Annotated in this window: 1 protein-coding gene; it reads right to left on the bottom strand. The window is 67.5% G+C overall.

What is annotated here, in order from left to right; all coding sequences use genetic code 11:
* Positions 1–545 (bottom strand): SCO6880 family protein (locus ACFWJO_RS39050; RefSeq protein ID WP_386872971.1); only part of this gene is annotated, 545 nt, incomplete at both ends.

The raw sequence follows: 545 nt of genomic DNA, 5'->3' as shown, positions 1-545 counted from the left end.
TCGCGCGCCAGGTGATCGACATCCGTGCGTGGAACTGCAAGCCCTGCGAGTCGACGTCGGTGATGGTTTCGCGAACGGCCGCCTGCGCGATCGGGCTGCCACCGGGTGCGCACATATCCGCGACATTCGATTCCGCACGCGCACCGGTCTCGGGCAGCCATTCGATGGTTGTGGCCACGCAGTCGATGTCGCCGGCCTGGCCGTTGAGGTTGATGAACTCACCCCAGTTCGCGACGTCCAGGTCGATGCGGGACTGCTCGGCTCCCCCGAAGCCGGGCACGGTGCAGCGCAGATGGATCGTGTACTGGTGAGTGGTCGGCAGGTGCATCATCGCGAACTTCCGGCCGAGGGCATCGATGCCCCACCACAGTTCGATGTTGGCGGCCACGCCGGGCAGCCGAACGCGTCCACCGGCCTGATTCGACAACGCACCGGCCCGCAGGATGTGCGAGCCACCTCGCTTCTGCCGCCGCCATCCCACCCGTGGGGTGATCACCTCGTAGCCGCTGCGACCGCCGTAGCGCCAGGCCATCAGCAGCCACGCC

Origin of the sequence: Streptomyces sp. NPDC127092 (assembly GCF_042722475.1) — a bacterium.
Taxonomy (GTDB): Bacteria; Actinomycetota; Actinomycetes; order Streptomycetales; family Streptomycetaceae; genus Streptomyces.
The sequence above is the reverse complement of the archived record's forward strand: the minus strand, read 5'-3'. Positions and strand labels throughout refer to the sequence as shown.